A 20,017-nucleotide genomic window follows, 5' to 3' on the forward strand; every position below is an offset into this window, starting at 1 on the left:
CTAATTAAATGAACACTATTTTTTAATATACTGGAGAAATATAGCCCATTTGAATTGTTTTTGTAATAGCTTCAACTGATGAAGAGACATCGAGTTTGTCATATATGTGCTGTAAATGATTTGATAATGTTCTTTCACTTATGTACAATTCATCAGCAATCACTTTTCTTTTTTTTCCACTACAGACAAGCTGTAATATTTTTTTCTCCATACTTGTCAAATCTTCAATAATTAGTTCATTATTTTCAGATGGGAAACAAGTTCGACCTTGATAGACTTTCAATAATGAATCAATTAAATCATCTGGACTGATATTCTTATTAAGGAATCCACAGATACCTATTTTTTTAGCTTCATATTTATAAACTGGTAGGTCATATCCAGTTAACATTATTATTTTAATAGTAGGGTTAGTTTCTAATAGATTATAAGCTATCTCTAATCCATCATATTCACTTAAGTCTCTAAGATTTATATCCATCAATACAATATCTATTTTTTTATTTATAATTATTTCTGATAAATTATGAACATCTTGTGTAGAATAAAATTGTTCGATTTCTTCGTATTCTTCTAATGCAATGGACAAGCTCTTAGCAAAAAGCATGTGGTCATCAACTAACAAAATATTTATATGAACCATCTCCTTTCATAGGAACTGTAATTTGTACGCAAACTCCATGAGGTATATTATCAGAAATATTTATTGTTCCTTCTAGGTTTTCTACTTGTTCTTTAATTAAGATAACGCCTTTATGGCTTGTTGTATCTAAAGGCATTTTAGATATATCTAAATGAGCTTTAAAGGATGTATTTGCCACACCATTATCACTAACAGATAATTTTATTATATCTTTTTCTAGTGATAAAGTTATCCATGCGTGGCTACCATTTGAGTGCTTATATACATTTGTCAATAATTCTTTAATTAGACGGTATATCAATATATCATACGGCTCAACCAAGAATAGAGTATCAGAGCACTTAAATGCAACCAGAATATTTCTTTGTGGAAATGATAAAGAAACACTTTCAATTAAATTCTGATAATTTTCTTTTACTGTCAAATTTTTTAAGATTACGGGATGATAGTCTTGCATTTGCTTTCTTATACGTGTATTTAAGTTGTTAAGTGTTCCGTATATAATATCTTGTACTTCTGGACGATATGACTTACTTGTCATATTTTTTATTGAAAGCAAATCCTGTAATACCTCGTCATGTAAAAAATTAGAAAAATCTGTTTTTAGTTGTTCCTCTTGTTGTAATCTTTCTAATGCAAAAGTATACTTACTATTTTTAGGTATTTGATTTTTTTCATGTTTTAAGTTAAATTCCAAAATAATATTACAAAGAAAAATAAGCATAAATAAAACATTTATAGCTATTAATATTATAGAAAAATTACTACTACTAAATAGTACTATCAAACTAACTACTAAAATACTTGTAAAAAGAAAAATAGCCCTTTGTTTTAAGTTAAAAACTGTTGAAATAGGAAAACTATCATTTTCTTTAAGTACAATTCCATGAATACTCATAGAAAATATCAATACAATTAGATAGATTCCAAAATTACCAATATGATTTGATATTCTTAGTGTGAAAAAATAATAAGTAAAGAATCCTATAATTGTTGTAAATACAGAAAACGATATAGGTTTTTTTTCACTTCTTATAACAAAAACGACCCTTTTCCAATGATAAAAAATAATATAGAAAAAGCTTATTATACTAACAACAAACTGAATTCCATACATACAAGCATATATTTTTTCAGAGATAAATGCTCCTATAATTGCAGCAGTACAGGTGATGAGAAATAAAATATCTGTTATCTTACGAAACTTGTATCCACTACATTGAAACAAAAATAAAAATATAAATTTAATAGAGACATACGCTATAATTGTGCTTAAAATTTTAAAAATAATAGTGCCTATTGGTGTGGCTACAAATGATAAGAGCAAATACCAACTATCTAGTGCCAGTAATCCACAAAACAATGAGATAATGTTATTTTCTCGGACATTACAAGAGGTTATATATGTAATATCTATAAGTAATAATGTTGAAATTATTAAGGGAATAATGCTTTGGATACTCATATAAGTTTCAATACTTGTAGATACTCCCATGAAGAGGATTGATAGAATGTAGTTTCCTAAAAATAGTATTTTTAAATTAAAATTTTGCAATTTTCTACACCTCCTTATGGATTTATAGTTTTGTACTATATCAATTTTATGGCTATATCAAACTTATGAATCTATAGTTTTGTATTATATCAAGTACTTATAAATAAAGTATATCAAATGGTCATGCATTTAAGTTTGACGATTTGGTAAATATTATTTTTTTATACAAAATTTTATATAGAAATGCCGATTATCCACATAAACACTGGATTTAGCAGCAGTTTTACAATTAGTAAATATTTATTTTACCACGAATTTACCACGAATGAGTGAGCTTTGATACGACTTAATTATTAAAACAATGATAGGCACTTTTATTTAGGAGTTCTTTTTCTTTGTAAAGGAAAAGCAGTCAATCTATTGACTAACTGCTTGATAAACTGTAATTTACCAAATACAATCATAACGTAGCTTATTCCAACGATAAGCCACACTATTACTATGTAAAATTATTTCACATTCTAAATGATACGGCGATTTGTCGAAACATGCCCAATATTTGAATAGAAAAGATTGATAGTTTTTATATTGCGTAATAAACTCTATCCTAAATTTTCCATTATTAATAGCAGTTATAAAATTTATCGGTTCCCAATTTTCACGGATTGTTTTTACTTTTCCATTTCCCTTAAAAACATAAATCTCAATGCCATCGATTTCTTCATCTATAATTTGAAAATCTACTTGAGAAGAATTTGTGCGAACAGTAGTATTTGACTTGTTTTGAGAATGTTTTTTTATTATCCAAAAACCATCAGGAAAAACGAAGGATAAGATACCATTATCAAAATCCATTTTTTCTACAAAGCAATCATGAAGGCTAATACAACAATCATCTAAGTCACAATACTGGTACATTTCTATCCTCCTACAAGTTTTAATTTTTCTTTCTATCTATAAACTGGGAGTTATTCGCCCCAGTCTAATATCGCAACCATCAAGTTTTTCCCACTCGAACATGTCTTTGAAATCACTATAGCAATCTTCGCAAATGTAGCACGACAAATCAACCGGAATAAATCACCATAAGGGTTGTCCTGTACAGAGTCTGAACAAAATTCGCAACATTTTAGCTGTAGTGCTTGTTTTCAAATTTCTTCTCCGTCAGTCGGATTTATATATGCCTTTTTTAAATATTTAACATGATTCAATAATCGCCAGTCATCCTTTTCAATCACAATAACATCACCCTTACAACTTACAATTTTTATTTCTCTTAATCACTACTGTAAACTGGAATTATTAATCACATTTATTAAAAATAACTGTTTGCTCTTTCATAGATATTTTTCCAACTTGATAACCATATTCCGTAAGTTCCTTTTTGTATTTCAAAAAAGAATGGTCTATAGCTATCCCTGTAATTTCAGCAATTTCAGCGAAAGTTAATTTGAAAGACTGGTTTCCATTTTCCTGTATATATTTCCATAAAGTATCATATTTGCTCATCTCATACCACTCCTCTACAAATTCGGCTTTATATGACTATTATACTACTTTCTATAACGTATAGCAAAGGTAAAAAGCCCTATCAAGAGCCTTTCACAAAAGGTGGTGCGAAGCACTCTTAATCGGGCTTTTTATTTTACTATATCTTCTTAAAAGCGGATAAAGGTTACTTTATCTCATCTAAATCTTTAAATCCCTCAATCGTTTCTTCAAACAGGTCAAGACTGTATAAATCGTCATAGATGTTCATCATTTCCTGAAACTTCTGTTGCTGTACCACTTTCCAAAGGTAAGACATGAGTATTTATAAGAAGAAATGTGAAGTATATACCGAAAGTAAAATGTTCGTAACCCCTATAGAATAAGGCTTTACGAGAGTATAAGAATATATAAAAAGATAATTAGAATCTATATTAAGCTTAATACAATTTTACAACAGGATTTAATAGTAAGTATATAATATATTAAATATACTACAGCAGTTAAGAAAATCGCAATAATCACAGGTATATATTGTGAAAATGAGTTTCCAAGTAAATTCTGCATCAAAGCAGTCTTATAAACCAATGTAGCAAATACACAGTTCAATATCCCAAGTAAAAACGGAATATTAAAAAATGGCAATACTTGTTTTTTAATAATTTTTTTTATTTGTATATTAGTATAACCCATTTTTTGTAAAATATCATAATCGGATTTTGAATCTGAAATTGCTGATATATTGTTAAAGTATAAAATACTTCCAGCAGCAATAAAGAATAATACCACAAGAAATCCGATTAGTAGAAATGTAGAACTATTGATTGATAATAAATCATTTATCCTGTGAGAATATCCCTGTAAATAAGGGCTTCCATTTAAATAATCTGAAATATTACTATATAAATTTTCATTATTTTTAATTGATTTACCATTAATACTTAAAATGCTTGTTACTAGTAATTTATTTTGTGCTATTTGTTCATATATACTATCACTAACAATAAGTGTTCCAACGCTATTTCCAAAAGAAATAGCATTGTTTAATGATGTTTCTCTTACAGTTACAGGTGTTTCTTTACTATTGATGAGTAGTTGATAAATCGTTCCATTTTCACTACTTTCATCATTATTTGGTTGATATTTTATCAAAATACATTCATTATCACTTAAAGGGTTAAGTTGTTCTAGTAGTTTTGTTCGATTTTGTGCCTTTAGTAAAGTATAATAATCAGAAAAAGATATACATTCAAATCCTGCTTCTCTTGGAATAACTTCTTTAGACGAACTATTATTAGATAAATCATTCTTAGATGTACCAATTTCATATTCAAGTGGAAGGTCTTTTGATGAAGATTTTACCTTATAAATATTTGTCTGTGTAAAAATAATATCGTCTGTATTAGACGTGTATTGACTGACAATTTGTTTTACATCGTCGATTTGTTCATTTTTTTCTACTCTAAATTCTATTTCTGAAGGTGTAATACGTGAAACGGATGCAATAGGGTAGTATAAAGAAAGTGCCATAACACTTGAAACTGTCAAAGTAGCAGCAGAGAGTAATGTAAGCATAATTAGAGTTTTAGAATTTGAACGGATACGATAGATAAAGTTTGGAATAGTTATTATCTTCGTACCTGTGTAGAAAGCTCGTTTATTTTTTTTACTCTTTTGCATAATGTATGGAAGAAAGGAATTGATAAAGAGAACTGTACCAATCACAATGAGAATCATAGTTATCAAGCCCATTTGATAAAATCCAATACTTATCCATACTGACTTAGTTCCACGAAGAATATCTAGTGATAAACAATACCCACTTAAAATCATAATAAATCCCATAAAGGCTGAAATTTTTCTGAACTTCAATTTTTTTTCTGCGCTTTTTTCATATCTTATCAACTTTATAAGTGAAGTCTTATAAAGAAATTTACCATTTGATATAGCTAAAACTAAAACAACTAATGCTATAAAAATGATTGTTTTGCTTATTGCATTTATATTAAAAAACGATATCTGTGAATTGTCGATTGATAAATTAAGTAGTACTGTAATGCCAAAGACAATACCCTTATGTACCAATGCTCCTAATACCAATCCAGTAATAAAAGTTCCACTACAAATTAACATGTTTTCAAAGGTAAGTAGTGATAAGATTGTAAACTTACGATAGCCAAGTAAAGCATATATGCCTAATTCTTTTGTACGACGTCTCAAGAAGAAGCGATTTGAGTATGCCATATAAAAGATGACAAATGCCATCAAAAATATAGAAATAACATTACACATAGATTCAACTCTACCATCAGTTGAAATCTTTTCTAACATTACTTTATTAACCGAAAATGAAGTAAATGCGAAAAATACGGTAATCACAAAGGAGACTGAAAGCAGATATAGAGAATAGAATGAAAAGTTCTTTTTAAGATTTTTTATTGCCATGTAAAAAATGTTCATTAAATTATCCTCCTATCGTTTAGTATCTAATTTTGCAATTTCTTGAATAATCAATTCATAAAATGTATGTCTATTGTTCTGCTGTTTGTATAACTCCTTAATAATATGACCATCTTTAAAAATCAAAATTCGATTTGCAAAACTAGCTGCATAGGCATCATGTGTTACCATTAAAATTGTTGTTTTCAATTCCTCATTTGCTTCTTGTAGTGAGTAGAGTAGTTCAGTGGCTGAGTTGGAATCTAAAGCACCTGTTGGTTCGTCTGCAAATAGAATGCTAGGTTGTTTTACTATTGCTCTAACTGCTGAAGCTCTCTGTCTTTGCCCACCAGATAGTTCATTTGGGTATTTGTTTAATTGAGAAGCTATGCCAAATCGTTCAGCTAGACTCCTTACCATGTTTTCTATCTTATCTGGGGGTAGTTTTTGAAGTGTAAGAGGTACTGAAATATTCTCAAAAATTGTAAGGCTATCTAGTAAAAAATACTCTTGGAAGATAAAACCTAAATTATCACTACGAAAATCAGCAGCACTAGTATCGCTAAGCGATTTCAAATTTATATTGTTTATTAAAACATCTCCACTTGTTGGTTTATCAATTGTAGATAATACGTTAAGAAGAGTTGTTTTTCCAGAGCCAGAAGCTCCCATTATTCCTATAAATTCTCCTTCTGATACATTAAAGGACACCTTATCCAAACTAGGTTGTTGACCTTTATTATAAATTTTAGTTATGTTATTTACTTTTAATATTGTATTCATTGTATATGTCCCCTTTCATCTTAATACAGTCAAATTATATATTAACTTTATTGTTCTTTCATGAGTAAATCACGCAATAATTCTGTGTAAGTTAATTTTATTACAATTTAATGGGGGGACTAATTAAAAAACAAAATAAAAGAAAAGCCATAGATACGGAAAATTCCAGTATTTATGGCTTTGGGATAATTAATAAAATATATATTTTATTAATTATCTATTTCAAATTCTAATATTTTACCAGTAATTGCACTAATTGTTATTTCATACTCAGTTTTTCCTTTTATTATTTCACCTTCATATTCTTTGTCATCTTCATCATATTTAAATTTTACTATTTTTCCACCAGGTACTTTATCTAACATTATTGATTTAGCTTTTTCAGCACCAATAATAGAATTGTTGTCATTAGTATTAGAGTTATTGTTGTGATTATTATCATTATCATCAAAGTCATCGTCAGAATCCTTGTCCATATCAATATCTATAATTCTTCCATCAAATGCACTTATCTCTAATTCATAGGTTTTCTTATTTTTTGCTACCTTAGCTTCATATTCATTATCTTCAGCATCATATTTACAATAGATTAAATTACCATTAGGAACAGCATCTAATGCTATAGACTTAGCTTTATCCAATGATATATTTTTTGTACCTAAATTATTATCATTTAAGTCATCATCTTTTTCAATTTCTATTATTTTACCAGAGTAGGCATCAATTTCTATCTCATATAGGACATTATCTTTTATAACTTTGCAGTCGTATTTATTATCATCTTCATCATAGTAACAAACTAAAATATTACTTCCTGGAAGAGCTTGCTTTAATATTTTTTTAGCTTGTATTAAAGATATTTTTTTAGTTTTATTTCTTATGTTGACATTTTTTAGTTTTAAAATATCTTCAAACGCTTTTTGATTATATCCTCCTCCTACCTGTGTTATTTCATTTATGTCTTTGTTTTTAATAAATTCTTTTTGACTATTTACAAGGCTACCATTAGATATCATTATAGGAGAATTTTCTTTAGCAGCTAGTACTCCTATTGATAATGAATCGACTAGTGCATTTTCTTGATTAATACCATCTTTGGCTACAAATATATTATTTATTTTTTTGTCCTTATAAAATTGTTCTATAATTTTTGCATTAGTATTGTTTCTATCCGAACCACTAATTCTTTCTTTATTTGGATATTTTTTTACTGTATTATCTGACAAAACCTTACTTCCTCCAACTATGTAAGATTTTTTTATAGACCTATTATTTAAGAAATTTATACTGTTATTATTACTATTTTCGTCTGATACTAATATTATAGGCATATTGTGTATTGCTGCTGGAGAAGCTATGCTAACTGCATCAGATAATCCCTTTAAGCCATTAACAACAGCAACATTTTCTACTTTTTTTATTTTATCTATTTCTTTAAGTACATTTGTAGACATTTCATATATATTATTTCCTACTATTTTATTTATTTTTATGTTAAGTGACTTTATTTCATTTTCTACTTTGGAAGAAATACTATTTCCGCTATCTACTATGTATACATTGTCTACATTAAGTCTTTTAAGTTCAGCTTTAGTCGAACTTTCGATACTATTACTGTTTACTAAAAGAATAGGTGCATTCTTTAGTTTAGCAAATGGATTTGCACAAAGAGCACTTTGAATAGAGTTACCATTAACGATAATAGCTGTTTTTGATTGAACCCATCCCAATTTGCTTACTTCTACAGCTGTTTCATATCTTGTTTCACCTATTAATCTTTCTTGTTTTGTAGTATTGTCTGCAAAAATTGCTGAAGAGCTAGAAAAAAACATCATACCCGATATTAATATAGCTAAATTTTTCTTATTCATATTTTTACCTCACAATCTTTAAAATTTTGTTATTTAGTGTTACTTAGTAAAGTATAATCTTAAAGTCAAGCTATTATCAATATTATATCATAATTTATTGGGAAAAAGCTTTTATAGAGGTTTATATTAAGAAAATGGATGTGTTATAAAATAAATTAAAATTAACTCTTTATATAGTAAAAACTGAATCAATAGTTAGAGTTTATCTTAAGATGGAATGAAGGTAATTATAAATGATAATTATGAATATAAAGGAGAGGGTATTTATAGACATTTTAGTAATAAATATATCATGAAACGATTAACTTTGTTAAATAAAATGATAGGATAGATAGAAGATGATAGTATTTATTAGCTAAAAGAGTTATTAAGTGAATATAATGTAAATATATGGTAGAATAGAATATATATAGAATTTAAATTAAAAAAATGGAAGTATTATAATTTCGGCAACTTGTTTTTAGCTTTTTAATCAATACTCAATATAACACAAAATTCAAATTGGATATTTTTCACTATCAAAATAAATAATAGCATAACGATAATCGTATATTATTCTTTATTAAATATAGGGAATTTTTTAGGTTAGTAGGAATAAATAAAATTTATATTATTGCGATGGAGGTATTTATGCTTAAGATAGTTATTTGTGAAGATGATTTTATATTTAGAGATAAGCTAAAGGGATATGTAGAAGTTATATTAAAAGATGTAGATAAGCAATTTGAAATTATAACATTTAATTGTGGGGAAGATTTAATTGAAAATTATCCAGAAGATACACATATATTTTTTTTAGATATAGAAATGGATAAGCTTTCAGGTATGGATATAGCAAGAAGGATTAGAGAAGTTGATTGTAATTCAGAGATAATATTTACAACAGCAGTAGTAGATTATATACAAGACGGTTATGAGGTCAGAGCTTATAGGTATTTAATAAAACCAATTGAATTTAATGAATTAAAGAAGCATGTTCTTTCATGTGTAGAAGATATCTCTAAAAGAAACGAAAATAATTTAATTATTCAAAATAAAGGTATAGTGTATAAAATTTCAATAGATAGTATCACTTATATTGAAGTTAGAGATAAAGATATAACTATTCATACAATAGATCAAAGCTATGATATAAAAAATAGTTTATCTAAAATTGAAAAAGAATTAAATGAGCATAATTGTAAATTTTATAGATGTCATAAAAGTTATTTAGTTAATATGAATCATATACAATACATAAAACAGAATGTAGTTTTAGTTAATAATGCAGAAATTCCAGTTAGTAGGAGTAAAATTAAGGATTTTAAAATTAAATTAGCTAATGTATTAGGAGATATTATATGTTAGATAAAGCTTTGTTTTGGAATATAGTTACAGTAATATCTACAACGGTAGAATGGGGGGTTTATAAGCTTATATTAGATGAATTTAGTGAACATAGAAAAAATAATACAATTATAAATAGCTTAATTGCTACTCTTATTGTAATTACAACAGTATTAACTATTGCAGGTGTAAATTCAAATATTAAATTGTTTATTGGGATGATTGGTGGATATATATTTTATTTATATAATTATAAATCGACAGTATTAAAAAGTTTAGTAATAAGTTTAGTATACTGGATGATATTAATAGGTGTGGATTCTGTTAGTTCAAGTGTAATATTAATGATAAATTCTATAGACAATCTAAATATATTACAACATAGTGCGGAAAGCCCACTCCTTTAGGTGTGGGATGGATAGCACAAATAGTGTATAAAAGGTATTGACACATACACATATAATGTTAATATAAATATATGGAAAATAAATATAGAAGAACTCAAACAACTGTTAGTCTAATTAATTATCATTTTGTATTCTGTCCTAGATATAGAAGAAAAGTATTTAATATAGAAGGTTTAGAAGATAGATTTAAAACATTGGTTAAAAATAAGTGTAAGCAGATGGATATTGAAATTATTGCAATAGAATGTGATAAAGACCATACACATATGTTTTTTAATAGTCTTCCAACTTTAAGTCCTTCTGATATAATGCAAAATATAAAAGGTTATACAAGTAAAATATTAAGAGAAGAATTTATTGAATTATCAAAAATGCCTAGTTTATGGACTAGAAGTTATTTTGTATCTACAGCAGAAAATGTATGTAGTGAAACTATTAAAAAATATGTAGAAAATCAGAAAACAAGATATTAGAAAGTGAGGTGAATATTATGTCAAATTATATATTAACATTACAATTAAAGACAGAAAAGTTTCAAGAAGATATTATATGTAATACTTTTGATAAGTATAGAAAAGTATATAATTCATGTTTATCAGAACTATTTAAAAGGTATAACCACATGATAGAATCTAAGGAGTATCAAGCAAATTGTAAATATAAGGGTAAAGATAGAAATAAAATATTTAATGATATTACTAAGAAATATAATTTGACAGAGTATTCACTTCATAATTTTGTTAAACCTATTTGTAAATATTATAAATTAAATTCTGCTATATCTCAGAAAATATCCACAAGATGTTTTAATGCTTTTAGTAAGTATATATATCATCAAGCTAAACAGGTTAATTATATTAGATATAATGAATTAACATCAATAGAAGGAAAACAAAATTCAACTGGAATTAGTTATAAAGATGGTGTTATTAAATTTAATAAGATGGCTATTCCAGTAATAATAAAGAATAACGACAACTATGCTCAAAGAGCAATTCAAGATAGAATAAAATATTGTAGAATACTTAAAAAAGAAATTAAGGGTAAAATTAAATGGTATGTACAATTAGTCTTAGAAGGAGTTCCACCTAAAAAAACAACCACTCAAGGAAAAATAAAAGGGCAAATTGGTTTGGGTAATGTAGGTATAGATATTGGAACTCAAACTATAGCCATATCTAGTAAATATGATGTTAAGCTATTGGAGTTAGCTCCTAATGTTAATAATATAGATAGGCAATTAAAATTAATTCAACGTAAAATGGATAGAAGTAAACGTGCAACCAATCCTAATAAATTCAATGATAATGGTACTATAAAACAAGGAAATAGAGATAGGTGGATATTTAGTAATCACTATATTAAATTAAAAACACTAAGAAAAGAGCTATATAGAAAGCAAACTGAAATAAGAAAGCAAGACCATTATGTGCTAATTAACAAATTATTAAATTTAGGTAATAAGTTTTATGTTGAAACGATGAGTTATAAAAGACTTCAAGCTAGAGTAAAGAATACTACTATTAATGAAAAGACTGGTAGAATCAATAAGAAGAAACGTTTTGGAAAATCATTAGCAAATAAAGCACCATCAATGTTTTTGACTATGTTAGACAATAAGTTAAAATATAATGGTGAAAAACTATATAAAATAGATACTGCTAAATGTAGAGCTAGTCAATATAATCACTTTTTAGATGAGTACAATAAGAAGGAATTAAGGGATAGATGGAATAATAGTATGGATATTCAAAGAGATTGTTATTCTGCATTTTTAATAATGAATGTTAATGAAGATTTAAAATCAATCAACAGAGAATTATGTATTAACACGTATGATAACTTTAAAATATTACATGATAAAGAAATAAGTAGATTAAAGAAATTAAAATTAAATGGTTATAAATTAATATCTAGTATGGGGATATAAAAACTATATAGGTTGAGAAACGAGCCTAATATTAACGTTAATGGTGTCAACAGATACTTTGTTAATAAAAGTCTTAGGGAATATGATTAGTGATAATATGTTGTAGGTTATGATTTATTGTAACTGAGAGTATTATAGAAATTCATGTAGTACCTAAGAACCCCATGCCTTTAGGCATGGGAGTTTCAGAGCTATAGTTGGTCAAAGCGGTTCTGGAAAGAGTACACTACTTCATTGTATGGCAGGGCTTGATAAACCTACTTCAGGTAAAGTACTTATGGATAATTTAGATTTATATACTTTAAATGATGATAAACTGTCGAAGATAAGAAGTAAAGAATTTGGGTTTATATTTCAAAGTTTTAATCTAATACCAGTTATAAATGTTTATGAAAATATAATACTGCCTATTTCACTTAGTGGTGAAAAGATAGATAAGGAATATATGGAAAATTTAATAATTAAATTAGGTCTTAAGTCGCAAATCAAGAAATTCCCCAATGAATTATCAGGGGGACAACAGCAAAGGGTTGCAATTGCTAGAGCACTTGCAAATAAGCCTTCAGTAATATTAGCGGATGAACCGACTGGAAATTTAGATGGTAAAACAACTAGAGAAGTAATGGATGTATTAAAGTTTTGTGTTAATGAATATAAACAGACATTAGTTATGATAACTCATAATAATGAAATAGCTGAGAGTGCTGATAATATTATAACTATTAATGATGGTAAAATTATATCCAATTAATGACATACATCTAAATCTATACTATGAAAAATGAATATTTTTCACTTAAGAATAGTTGTTATACTCTATGTTATATGTGAATTAGTTGCTAAATATAGCCTAAAAATAAAGGGAATGTCTTTAAAATCTAAATAAATAGATTTTAAGGGCATTTTTACTATATATATTTAATTTAGAATGCTATATATAAGAAATAAAAGCGTGTATTAATTGAAATTAGTAACGTTCAATTGATATACTAATCTTACAAGGTTAAAATATTACAAATAGCTTATTCTTTAAACTCTAACAAAAATATATGAGGGACTATGAACTAGATAATTAATGAATAATAGATAAATCTTTAGAGTATTTAACTAAAAAATAAAAAAACTATTGACTTAAAGTTAACTCTAAGTAGTAAAGTATAATTATAGAAAATTTATAAGTATTTAGAAGCATAAGTTAAAATAGAGAATACTTAAAGGGGGAAGTAAGAAAATGGAAGCAAAAAAATTAGGTTTTGGATTAATGCGTTTACCAGTAAAAGATGAAAATGATGTTACAACTATTGATATGGAATATTTAAATAAAATGGTTGATACTTTTTTAGAGAGAGGGTTTACATATTTTGATACAGCTTATGTATATCATATGGGAAAAAGTGAGATAGCGTTGAGAGAATCTTTAGTAAAGAGACACAAAAGAGATAGTTTTACTGTAGCTACAAAACTACCATTAATGGTTTTAAAGAAAAAAGAAGAACAAGAGACTATTTTTAATGAACAGTTAGAAAAGTGTGGTGTAGATTATTTTGATTATTATCTTTTGCACAATATAGGTGTATCACATTATGAGGTAGCCAAAAAATTTGATAGCTTTAAATTTATTGAAGAAAAGAAAAAAGAAGGAAAAATAAAGAATATTGGCTTTTCTTTTCATGATAGTGCAGAATTATTAGATAAAGTCTTGACTGAGCATCCAGAAGTAGACTTTGTCCAATTACAGATTAACTATTTAGACTGGGATAATGAAAGTATACAATCTAGAAAATGCTATGAGATAGCAGAGAAGCACAATAAACCTGTAATTGTTATGGAGCCAGTAAAAGGAGGCACACTTGCAAAGATACCAGAAAAGGCAGAGAAGTTATTGAGTGGCTATAATGAAGATATGTCAATACCATCTTGGGCAATCCGTTTTGCAGCAAGTAAAGACAATGTTATGATGGTATTAAGTGGAATGTCAAATATGGAACAATTGTTAGATAATACAGGATATATGCAAAATTTTAAACCATTCATAAAAGAAGAATATGATGTTATAGACAAAGCTGTAGAAATTATCAATGAATCAATTGCAGTTCCATGTACTGCATGTCAGTATTGTGTAGAAGGATGTCCAAAAAATATTGCTATTCCAAACTATTTTGCATTGTATAATTCAGAAAAACAAGCTATTAATGCTGGATTTTCAACACAGATGGTTTACTATAATAACTATACTAAGACTTATGGTAAAGCATCAGATTGTATTGGATGTAAACAATGTGAGGAAAGTTGCCCACAACATATTAAAATTATAGATGCCTTAAAGAATGTGGCAGAAATCTTTGAAAAATAATTAGTAGCTGTAAATAAGCAGGATAAATAATTTTGAAAAATAATTATATGTAGATAAATAAGGTAAATAGTTTTGATAGCTTACTAACTGTAGATAAATAGAGTCAATAATTTTGATAAGTTACTAACTATAGATAAACAAAATAAGCACTTTCGATAGAATATTATTTAAATTATTTAATGATATTTTAATCTATACAATATCAAGAGAGGTATATATGTATGACGATTTCAGAAGTTAGCAAAAAATACGAACTTTCAGCAGATACTTTACGATATTATGAACGAATTGGTCTGATACCGCCTGTAGGTAGAAATAAAAGTGGGATTAGGTCTTTTACAGAAAAAGATTGTGAGTGGATTAATTTTATAAAATGTATGAGAAGAGCAGGTCTTTCTATTGAGACATTGATTGAATATGTGGCTATGTTTCAACAAGGAAATAGTACTATCCAAGCGAGAAAAGAACTTTTGATAGAACAGCGAAATCAACTAGTGAAAAGAATGGAAGAAATGCAAAAAACTTTGGAACGATTAAATTTTAAGATTGATAGATACGAAGAAGGTCTTATTGAAAAAGAAAAGACATTAGGCAAGAGTATAAATAAAAAATTGGAGGAAGTATCTTATGAGTAAAAATGTATTAATAGTGTCCGCTAGTCCTAGAAAAGGTGGTAATTCTGATTTATTGTGTGACCAATTTATGCAAGGAGTGTTAGAATCTAAAAATCAAGTAGAGAAAATATTTTTAAAAGATAAAGATGTTAACTATTGTACTGGATGTGGTGCTTGTTATGAAAAAGGAGCAAGTTGTCCACAGAAGGATGATATGGGAGAAATTCTTGAAAAAATGATTGAAGCAGACGTGATTGTTTTGGCAACTCCAGTTTATTTTTATACTATGAATGCACAAATGAAAACTATGATTGATAGAACTTGTTCTAGATATACTGAAATTTGTGATAAAGATTTCTATTTTATTGTCACAGCAGCAGACAATAATGTGGATGATATGGAAAGAACAATAGAAGGTTTTAGAGGGTTTACATCATGTTTAAATGGCTCTAAGGAAAAAGGTATAGTATATGGTGTAGGAGCTTGGCACATAGGTGATATTAAGGGAAGTGAGTCAATGAAACAGGCATATGAAATGGGCAAGTTGGCATAGTATGTTTGTATATGATAAAGGGTTTGTCTCAAAATAGAGATAAGCCTTTTTTTCATTGTTGAAATGATGAAAATATATTTGATTTCATACAAAAAAGTGTCTCGAGAACTAAAAAGTTCATTTTGAGACACTACTTTTATTTTACAATATTTATTTAAATATCTAGTATCACTCATATATTTCAACAGTTACCCTAAAAACTATATAGATTCCTGCATAATATTATTTTCTTTAGTAATTAATTTTTCTAAGTTTTTCCAATCGATTTCTTCCATATTTGCAAAATAATGACCACTTCCTATACAAGTCAAGTAAGACTTTCCATCTAATTTAAATGAAGAACCACCAATACACTTTGAATTACATTTTTTACAAGTACGAGTTTTAGTGATACTTTCCTTAATAGTTTTAGAACATTCTTCTACAGCATCTTTATATGTATTTAGATGAAAAAGATTTGCTTTAACTCTCCATTTTTTTCGTTACATTCTATAGTAAATAGGCTACGTTTTGGTTTCTTAGTGGAATATACTATCTTGTAAGAACGAGCACCTGTCTTTGGTTCAATTTTGCAATCTAATGATTTACCAAGCTCATGTAAATCACAAGCAATATTATAATCTTTACCACTTAATATCTTTAACATTTCCTTTGTTGTTTCTGCTGTTAATTCACTTTTACCCATATTAAAAAATCCCCCTAATAAAAAATAATTAATATAAGTATATTAAATAAATTTATTAAAATCAATAAAATAACTACAATCTTACATTATTGGACATAGAATGAGATCTAATACTTTATTATAAAAGAGACTTAATAGTATGAAAATTCATTCAGACATGATACAATTCTATAAAAGATTTAAAAAATAGGAAAGGAGAAAGTTGCTGAGAGGTAATCAACATAATAATTTACTGATAGATTATAAATTTATTATGAGAAGAATAATGCTATGAAGTAAGGTTATTAAAAGAGGGATTTGTGAGTTCTCAGCAATGGTGATGGGTATTGATGATTTTTTGGTTACTATTATATTTAACTATTATATTTTCAATAGGCTCTATGATAACTAGAGTAAATAAGGTTTGGGTAAAGGTTTTACTATTTATAGTGGTTGGATTGTCAACTATAGTTCTTTCATACATAATAACTTGATAATTTAGGATTAAAAAACTAGTTTTAACATATAAATTCTCAAAACAAGAATTCTCAAGTTGGTAAATTTCTAGATATGAGAAAAAAATTGACATTACGGAAAAATAATTTTGAAGCGTTTTTTTATAAAAATATTTAGATGTGGCTAGTTTGAATGACTTCACAAAATTTTATATATAGGTAAAGTTTGGCATGTTAATTGCTTTAATAAAAGTTAACATGGGCACAAATAAATATAATCATCTAAGTATTGATTATTTGAAGTTTTAGATTTTAAATTTAATCTAAAGGTTCGTATTGATATTGGTGTTTAGGAAATTTTATTTTCCTGTAAATATAACTTAATAATAGGAGGTGAAGTCATGTCAAAAGTAGTAATAGCTACAGAGAAAGCTCCAGGAGCAATTGGACCATATTCTCAAGCGATTCAAGTTGGAAATATAGTTTCTACATCAGGTCAACTTCCAATAGATATGAAGACTGGTGAGTTAGTATCTGACCCAAAAGAAGCAACAAAAGCTTCTTTAGATAATGTAAAAGCAATATTAGAACAAGCTGGTACAAGTATGGATAAAATATTTAAGACTACAGTATTTGTAAAAGATTTAAAGGATTTTAATGATATTAATGAAGTGTATGCTACATATTTTAAAGAAAATCCACCAGCAAGATCATGTGTACAAGTTGCTCAATTACCAAAAGATGCAGTTTTAGAAATTGAAGCAATGGCAGTACTATAAGTATTATAACAATAAAACCAATAACAAAACTAATGAAAATTAAAAACTAATAAAAAAAAGTCTACAATTAAAAAAGTTTATATTAAAAAGTCTATATAAAAATCTATCTAAATATTTAACTATTGAGCTTTTCTCATGTAATGTATATTTTTGTGTCAAAAATATATTTGTTATACGAGGAAAGCTTTTTTGTATTTTATTATTGCATTGTGATTTATTTTATTATCTGTATATTACAATTAAGGTAATAATTATATGAAACAAACTTTTTACAATTAAGATTATGTGTTTTAATGCAAATATATAAATAAGTAATGTTTTATATATATTTTTAAAATTGACTATATGTTAAAATATAGCTAAACTGATAATTTGGTAAATTAAATTCTAATGGGGGAGACTATGTTAAGTAAATTAAAAGAATTTCAACAAGAAATGATAAAATACACTGAAACAGTAGCTAGTGTGTTAGATGTAGATATTGAAATAGTTGATGATAGATTAATAAGAATTAGTGGCACAGGTCTATATAAATCAAAGATAAATGAAAGCGTTGTTACAGAGGGCTTTATTTATGATAAAGTTATACAGACAGGTCAGGAATTAGTCGTATTGGATATATGCGACAATCAGCTTTGTATAGAATGTTCCCATTACATGAAATGCCTAAATAAAGTAATAATAGCAGTTCCAATAAAGTATAATAATCGAACTATAGGAGTAATTGGTGCTATTAGTACAGATAAAACTAAAAAAATAGAAATAAGTGAAAAAATAGATAATTATTTAAAATTTGTCAATCATATATGTGATTTAATTTCTATGAAGATAGAAGAACATGAAGCGTCAAAAAATAGTAGTAGAAAAATGGATATGATGATAGAAATAATTGAAAATGTTGAAAAAGGCGTTATAATACTGGACATAAATAGCAAAATATCTTACATAAACAATATTGCTTTAAAAAAATTGGATATTGAGAAAGAGATAAGAGAAAATATAGTAAATATAGTATCTGTTGAATCCTCCTCAAATGGACATGAACTATTAGAAATTGATATTGATAACAAGATTTATAATATAAATGCCAAAATAATTCCTGTATATCCATATATAAATCAATATGACAAAATAATAATATTTGATAAGACATATATCAATCATAAAGGACATGGAAAAGTTAATAGTGGATGGGGAAATAGTGATATAGATTCTATAATTGGAAATTCAGAAGCAATGGTAAAAGTAAAAGAGAGAACTAAGAAATTAGCGAAATCAAATTCAACTGTTCTTATAACTGGAGAAAGTGGGACTGGTAAAGAGTTAATTGCTAGAGCCATACATGCTGAAGGTAGTAGGTGGAATAAGCCATTTATTGCTATAAACTGTGCCGCTATCCCAGAAAACCTACTTGAAAGTGAATTATTTGGCTATATAAAGGGCGCATTTAGTGGAGCTAATAGTGGAGGTAAAGTAGGTAAATTTGAACTTGCAAATGAAGGCGTTATATTTCTTGATGAAATGGGCGATTTGTCAATGCCTCTACAAGCAAAGTTACTTAGAGTTTTACAAGAGCGAAAATTTGCTAGAATTGGGTCAAATAAACTTATAGATTTAGATATAAGAGTGATTGCTGCTACAAATAAAAATTTATTGAAATTAGTAAATGAGGGTAAGTTTAGAGATGATTTATACTATAGATTAAATGTAATTCCTATAAATTTGCCACCTCTTAGGGAAAGAAAAGATGATATTGAAGCAATAATGATGAAGTTTGCTTCTAAATATTCTTTAGAATTAGGTATTCAATTGAATAAAATAGAAGAAAATGTGATGAATATGTTGATTAACTATAATTGGCCGGGAAATATAAGAGAACTGGAAAATGCAGTTGAGTATATGATGAATTTAGTTGGAGATGATGGAATAATATACAAAGATATGCTTCCATTAGATATTTTGAACTATTATAATATTAATGGAAATATTTATAAAAATAAGGATATAAATATAATATTTGAAGATGATATAGTTGGAGGGATAGTAGAGAATCAAGAAAGGATACTTTCAATTAAAGAATTAGAGTTTACTTATATAAATAAGTTGTTGAATAAATACGGAAGAGATACAAAGACGAAGAAGAAAATAGCAAAAGACTTGGGTATAGGTTTGGCTACATTATATAGAAAATTGGAAGAAGATCAACAATAATTTAAA

General features: G+C 27.0%; 19 protein-coding genes and 1 pseudogene. 11 read left to right on the forward strand and 9 right to left on the reverse strand.

Features of this window, described 5'->3' with window-relative positions; all coding sequences use genetic code 11:
- Positions 1-22: 22 nt before the first annotated feature.
- The gene (locus IR152_RS05985) at positions 23-625 is read right to left on the reverse strand and encodes a response regulator (protein WP_413927473.1); all 603 of its coding nucleotides are present in this window, start codon (positions 623-625) and stop codon (positions 23-25) included.
- Positions 615-1,760, reverse strand: a complete 1,146-nt coding sequence (locus IR152_RS05990) for an ATP-binding protein (RefSeq protein WP_227450886.1) — start codon at positions 1,758-1,760, stop codon at positions 615-617. The genes IR152_RS05985 and IR152_RS05990 overlap by 11 nt, the downstream gene beginning before the upstream one ends.
- 151 nt (positions 1,761-1,911) lie before the next feature.
- On the opposite strand from IR152_RS05990, the gene IR152_RS05995 reads away from it, so the two are divergent.
- Entirely contained in the window at positions 1,912-2,112 is a 201-nt protein-coding gene (locus tag IR152_RS05995; protein WP_227450887.1) for a hypothetical protein, read from the forward strand.
- A 473-nt stretch (positions 2,113-2,585) separates the two neighbouring features.
- Here the strand turns inward: IR152_RS05995 and IR152_RS06000 are convergent, their stop codons facing one another.
- From IR152_RS06000 to IR152_RS06020, 6 genes are all read right to left on the reverse strand, one after another.
- On the reverse strand, positions 2,586-3,056 hold the full coding sequence (locus tag IR152_RS06000; protein WP_227450888.1) for a hypothetical protein: 471 nt from the start codon (positions 3,054-3,056) through the stop codon (positions 2,586-2,588).
- 384 nt (positions 3,057-3,440) lie between these two features.
- On the reverse strand, positions 3,441-3,647 hold the full coding sequence (locus tag IR152_RS06005; RefSeq protein ID WP_227450889.1) for a hypothetical protein: 207 nt from the start codon (positions 3,645-3,647) through the stop codon (positions 3,441-3,443).
- A gap of 166 nt (positions 3,648-3,813) precedes the next feature.
- Entirely contained in the window at positions 3,814-3,945 is a 132-nt protein-coding gene (locus IR152_RS19965) for a hypothetical protein (protein ID WP_255612378.1), read from the reverse strand.
- Positions 3,946-4,055: 110 nt separating this feature from the next.
- Positions 4,056-6,086: an ABC transporter permease gene (locus IR152_RS06010; RefSeq protein ID WP_227450890.1), complete on the reverse strand. Its 2,031-nt coding sequence runs from the start codon at positions 6,084-6,086 to the stop codon at positions 4,056-4,058.
- 12 nt (positions 6,087-6,098) lie between these two features.
- Positions 6,099-6,848 carry an ABC transporter ATP-binding protein gene (locus IR152_RS06015; protein WP_227450891.1) on the reverse strand — a complete coding sequence of 250 codons (750 nt, stop codon included), beginning with the start codon at positions 6,846-6,848 and terminating at the stop codon, positions 6,099-6,101.
- Positions 6,849-7,057: 209 nt separating this feature from the next.
- The gene (locus IR152_RS06020) at positions 7,058-8,719 is read right to left on the reverse strand and encodes a cell wall-binding protein Cwp21 (RefSeq protein WP_227450892.1); all 1,662 of its coding nucleotides are present in this window, start codon (positions 8,717-8,719) and stop codon (positions 7,058-7,060) included.
- A 630-nt stretch (positions 8,720-9,349) separates the two neighbouring features.
- Here IR152_RS06020 and IR152_RS06025 point away from each other — a divergent pair.
- The 8 genes and pseudogenes from IR152_RS06025 to IR152_RS06060 all read left to right on the forward strand — a co-directional run bounded on the left by IR152_RS06025 (position 9,350) and on the right by IR152_RS06060 (position 15,902).
- The gene (locus tag IR152_RS06025; protein WP_227450893.1) at positions 9,350-10,066 is read left to right on the forward strand and encodes a LytR/AlgR family response regulator transcription factor; all 717 of its coding nucleotides are present in this window, start codon (positions 9,350-9,352) and stop codon (positions 10,064-10,066) included.
- The gene (locus IR152_RS06030) at positions 10,060-10,452 is read left to right on the forward strand and encodes a hypothetical protein (RefSeq protein ID WP_227450894.1); all 393 of its coding nucleotides are present in this window, start codon (positions 10,060-10,062) and stop codon (positions 10,450-10,452) included. The genes IR152_RS06025 and IR152_RS06030 overlap by 7 nt, the downstream gene beginning before the upstream one ends.
- Before the next feature lie 71 nt (positions 10,453-10,523).
- Positions 10,524-10,925, forward strand: a complete 402-nt coding sequence (gene tnpA / locus IR152_RS06035) for an IS200/IS605 family transposase (protein WP_227450895.1) — start codon at positions 10,524-10,526, stop codon at positions 10,923-10,925.
- Positions 10,926-10,942: 17 nt separating this feature from the next.
- Positions 10,943-12,382 (forward strand): transposase, encoded by a 1,440-nt coding sequence (locus IR152_RS06040; RefSeq protein WP_227450896.1) that lies wholly within the window; start codon positions 10,943-10,945, stop codon positions 12,380-12,382.
- Positions 12,383-12,560: 178 nt separating this feature from the next.
- A pseudogene (locus tag IR152_RS06045) lies at positions 12,561-13,133 on the forward strand (ABC transporter ATP-binding protein); the annotation flags it as partial.
- A 480-nt stretch (positions 13,134-13,613) separates the two neighbouring features.
- Entirely contained in the window at positions 13,614-14,735 is a 1,122-nt protein-coding gene (locus IR152_RS06050; RefSeq protein ID WP_227450897.1) for an aldo/keto reductase, read from the forward strand.
- A gap of 221 nt (positions 14,736-14,956) precedes the next feature.
- The gene (locus IR152_RS06055; protein WP_227450898.1) at positions 14,957-15,370 is read left to right on the forward strand and encodes a MerR family transcriptional regulator; all 414 of its coding nucleotides are present in this window, start codon (positions 14,957-14,959) and stop codon (positions 15,368-15,370) included.
- On the forward strand, positions 15,363-15,902 hold the full coding sequence (locus tag IR152_RS06060) for a flavodoxin family protein (RefSeq protein WP_227450899.1): 540 nt from the start codon (positions 15,363-15,365) through the stop codon (positions 15,900-15,902). The genes IR152_RS06055 and IR152_RS06060 overlap by 8 nt, the downstream gene beginning before the upstream one ends.
- Before the next feature lie 442 nt (positions 15,903-16,344).
- On the opposite strand, the gene IR152_RS06065 is transcribed toward IR152_RS06060, so the two are convergent.
- Entirely contained in the window at positions 16,345-16,587 is a 243-nt protein-coding gene (locus tag IR152_RS06065; RefSeq protein WP_227450900.1) for a hypothetical protein, read from the reverse strand.
- 835 nt (positions 16,588-17,422) lie between these two features.
- On the opposite strand from IR152_RS06065, the gene IR152_RS06070 reads away from it, so the two are divergent.
- Positions 17,423-17,800, forward strand: a complete 378-nt coding sequence (locus IR152_RS06070) for a RidA family protein (RefSeq protein ID WP_003421988.1) — start codon at positions 17,423-17,425, stop codon at positions 17,798-17,800.
- 402 nt (positions 17,801-18,202) lie between these two features.
- Positions 18,203-20,011, forward strand: a complete 1,809-nt coding sequence (locus IR152_RS06075; protein ID WP_227450901.1) for a sigma 54-interacting transcriptional regulator — start codon at positions 18,203-18,205, stop codon at positions 20,009-20,011.
- Positions 20,012-20,017 lie beyond the last annotated feature (6 nt).

It is taken from the genome of Clostridioides sp. ES-S-0108-01 (assembly GCF_020662285.1).
In the GTDB taxonomy this organism is placed as follows: Bacteria; Bacillota; Clostridia; order Peptostreptococcales; family Peptostreptococcaceae; genus Clostridioides.